The 553-nt window shown below is 55.3% G+C and carries 1 pseudogene (cut by a window edge); it reads left to right on the forward strand.

The features are described 5' to 3' along the window. Nucleotides 1–553: pseudogene (locus tag ACIOUG_RS26760) on the forward strand (EF-Tu/IF-2/RF-3 family GTPase) (its annotated part continues 257 nt past the right edge of the window); the annotation flags it as partial.

Genomic DNA, 553 nt, shown 5'->3' on the forward strand with positions numbered 1-553 from the left:
GTCAGTCTTGTTCAGGTAGGCGTTCCGTACATCGTGGTTTTCCTGAACAAGGCTGACCTGGTAGACGACGCAGAGCTGCTGGAACTGGTTGAGATGGAAGTTCGCGACCTGCTGTCCACCTATGACTTCCCAGGCGACGACACTCCGATCATCATCGGTTCGGCTCGTATGGCGCTGGAAGGCAAAGACGACAACGAAATGGGCACTACTGCCGTTCGTAAACTGGTTGAGACTCTGGATACCTACATCCCAGAACCAGTTCGTATGATCGACAAGCCATTCCTGATGCCAATCGAAGACGTATTCTCGATCTCGGGTCGCGGTACTGTTGTGACTGGTCGTATCGAGCGCGGTATCGTTCGCGTTCAAGATGCACTGGAAATCGTTGGTCTGCGCGACACCACCACCACCACCTGCACCGGTGTTGAAATGTTCCGCAAACTGCTCGACGAAGGTCGTGCTGGCGAGAACTGCGGCGTTCTGCTGCGTGGTACCAAGCGTGACGACGTTGAGCGTGGTCAGGTTCTGGTTAAGCCGGGTTCGGTTAAGCCGC

Source organism: Pseudomonas sp. NPDC087803 (genome assembly GCF_044742995.1).
In the GTDB taxonomy this organism is placed as follows: domain Bacteria; phylum Pseudomonadota; class Gammaproteobacteria; order Pseudomonadales; family Pseudomonadaceae; genus Aquipseudomonas.